This is a genomic window from Bartonella sp. AP20NXHL, from assembly GCF_042196165.1.
In the GTDB taxonomy this organism is placed as follows: domain Bacteria; phylum Pseudomonadota; class Alphaproteobacteria; order Rhizobiales; family Rhizobiaceae; genus Bartonella.
The window spans coordinates 1-2,535 of the sequence record NZ_JBHIPV010000051.1; the positions used below are offsets into that span (position 1 = coordinate 1).

A 2,535-nucleotide genomic window follows, 5' to 3' on the forward strand; every position below is an offset into this window, starting at 1 on the left:
CCGGTCTGTTAGGTTATGTGAGTGACGGCAAACAAACCACTGTTGGCTTTGATGGGAATAGATATGACTTTGTAAGCAGAATTATTGGTGGCAATGGCTATACCTACGGGACACTCCCTGCTGGCAGTAACGTTTGGACAGAATGGTTGAGAGTGGCTACAAATCCCATAAATTCCCATACTTGCCTTGGAGATGCGGGTCCAAAATGTCGAGATATATATGGACTTTCCCATCGAGTACAATTCCCTTTAAGGAGGAAAAAATGAAACAAACTTTAAAATTATTAAGCGCTGTAACTTTGTTAAGTATAGCTGGATGTCAGTTTAATAAACCTCCTGCAGGATACTTCACGGTGTGGGAGAAATCAGGAGCAGATCGGCTTGAGGTAAAAAAAGCACTTTTAGAATGTGGAATGCCAGCTCCTTATGATGTATTTCCAGAAAACAGAAATTTAAGCAACAATGCATGGGCAACCATAGAAGCTTGTATGATTCAAGCTGGTTTCCATGATAAATATGATAGGGGCGGGGGCTGGTGTGGAAATCATAAAGCCGAAAACTTGCCCATTTGTCGTCTAGGTGCTGTGATCCCGAGGCGCAGTGTCAAGAAGCGCTTAAATAGCCCGTTTTGTAAAAAGCATCCAGAACAATATGAATGCTATCCTTAAGTCTTGCTTGTGATGATCAACAATCTGCCATCCTTGCCTTCACTTGGAATGGCGCGATTGTTTCCTCACGCACATTATTTAACGGATGAAGAACAACAGAATTTACAAAAAGGTTCTGATGGCAAGGTTCATTTTTTCCTCAATGGTATTCTTACAACACCCTATGAGGCGGCTGTTTATGCAGAGCAACATGCGGAGAATAAAAATGTACCGCTTTATTTTGTTGTGTTCCCAGAAGCCGATTCTGCTATTTCAGAACTCTTGGTAGCAGGCTATCAGAAGTTCATGGAAAATAACTTTTGGGGTTTGACCAATTCAACACAAGAAGCAAAAGATATAATGTCTCGCTATGGTAACACGGGATTGGAAGAGTATGGCCATAGCCGTGGTACCATGACATTGGGGAATATGCTGTATTCTTTCAAACAAGAAGGTGTGCACGGTATAGCCGACAACACGAATATCAATTTCTATGGACCCGCCTTTAATGCTTTAGTTGCATCCGGTCTGTTAGGTTATGTGAGTGATGGCAAACAAACCACTATTGGCTTTGATGGGAATAGATATGACTTTGTAAGCAGAATTATTGGCGGCAATGGCTATACCTACGAGACAATACCTGCTGGCAGTAACTGGTGGAAAGAATGGTGGAGAGTGATCATGAATCCCATAAGCTCCCATACCTGTCTTGGAGATGCGGGTCAAAAATGCCAAAAAAGGTATGGCTCATCTCATTTAAAACAAAAACCTTGAATTAAATCATGGAGGAAAAAAATGAAACAAACTTTAAAATTATTAAGCGCTGTAACTTTGTTAAGTATAGCTGGATGTCAGTTTAATAAAACTCCTGGAGGATATTTGAGCGCGTGGGAGAAAAATGGTGTTACTGATTTTACTGAGGTAGGAAAAGCCTTATTAGAATGTGGAATGCCAACCCCTTATGATAAGGATCCAGAAAATAGAAAGTTAAGTTTAAATAAAAAGGCGTTTATTGATTCTTGTATGGTTCAATCAGGATTCCGCTATAAAGATACAGAGGCAGGAACGTGGTGTGAGAATTTTCAAGGAAAGAATCTTCCGGCTTGTCGTCCAGGTGCTGTCATACCACAGCGCAGTGTCAAGAAGCGCTTGAACAGCCCTTTTTGTAAAAAGCATCCAGAACAATATGAATGTTATCCTTAAGTTTTGCTGTTTGTGATGATTAACAATCCGCTATCCTTGCCTTCACTTGGAATGGTGGGATTGTTTTCTCAATGCATCATCTCAATATTGTTCACCGTTGTTTTAAGCAGCGATGACAGAAAATATCAACAGGCTTATGAGCTTTTTTATTGTAAATAAATCCATTGAAAGAGGGGAATAATGAAGAAAATCTTAAAACTATTGAGTTGTATAGCTCTGTTAAGTATCACTGGATGTGTTAACTCAATTCCCTCACTTTCTCCAGCATTATGGAGAAATAAAATACTTTTAGAATGTGGAGTACCGGACCTTAATAAGGTTGTGGCGCTAGATTTGAATCAATTTGCCAGTATTGAAATGTGTATGGCGCAATCAGGTTTTCGCCCTAGCTTTACAATACAAGATTGGTGTGAGAACCATAAATCAGACAACCTTCCCATATGTCGTCCTGGTGCTGTCATGCCTCAGCGAAGTGTTGAGAGACGCTTAAATAGCTCTTATTGTAAAAAGCATTCAGAACAACTTGAATGCAAACCTTAAGTCTTGCTTCAGCAGAGAAAGCCTTGTCCATCCTTACGTGACAAGGTTTTTTTATGCCGCGTCACTTTGACGTTGCTGTTTTGCTTGTTCGATTACATTCAAAAGATCTGATTGTAACCAACGGGATAAAAAGCCAAATTTTAAAG

The 2,535-nt window shown here is 40.0% G+C and carries 4 protein-coding genes and 2 pseudogenes; 5 read left to right on the plus strand and 1 reads right to left on the minus strand.

Annotation, left to right across the window (positions count from 1 at the left end; all coding sequences use genetic code 11):
* From ACFILL_RS08955 to ACFILL_RS08975, 5 genes and pseudogenes are all read left to right on the plus strand, one after another.
* Window positions 1-266 (plus strand): annotated as a pseudogene (locus ACFILL_RS08955) (filamentous hemagglutinin); the annotation flags it as partial.
* A complete protein-coding gene (locus ACFILL_RS08960) occupies window positions 263-667 on the plus strand; it encodes a hypothetical protein (protein ID WP_375643797.1) in 405 nt (134 codons plus the stop codon). The pseudogene ACFILL_RS08955 and the gene ACFILL_RS08960, both read left to right, overlap by 4 nt.
* Window positions 668-679: 12 nt before the next feature.
* Entirely contained in the window at window positions 680-1,420 is a 741-nt protein-coding gene (locus tag ACFILL_RS08965; protein WP_375643796.1) for a filamentous hemagglutinin, read from the plus strand.
* Window positions 1,421-1,441: 21 nt separating this feature from the next.
* Entirely contained in the window at window positions 1,442-1,849 is a 408-nt protein-coding gene (locus ACFILL_RS08970; protein WP_375643795.1) for a hypothetical protein, read from the plus strand.
* 180 nt (window positions 1,850-2,029) lie between these two features.
* On the plus strand, window positions 2,030-2,389 hold the full coding sequence (locus tag ACFILL_RS08975; RefSeq protein WP_375624232.1) for a hypothetical protein: 360 nt from the start codon (window positions 2,030-2,032) through the stop codon (window positions 2,387-2,389).
* A gap of 51 nt (window positions 2,390-2,440) precedes the next feature.
* On the opposite strand, the pseudogene ACFILL_RS08980 reads toward ACFILL_RS08975, so the two are convergent.
* A pseudogene (locus ACFILL_RS08980) lies at window positions 2,441-2,535 on the minus strand (DNA-binding protein); the annotation flags it as partial.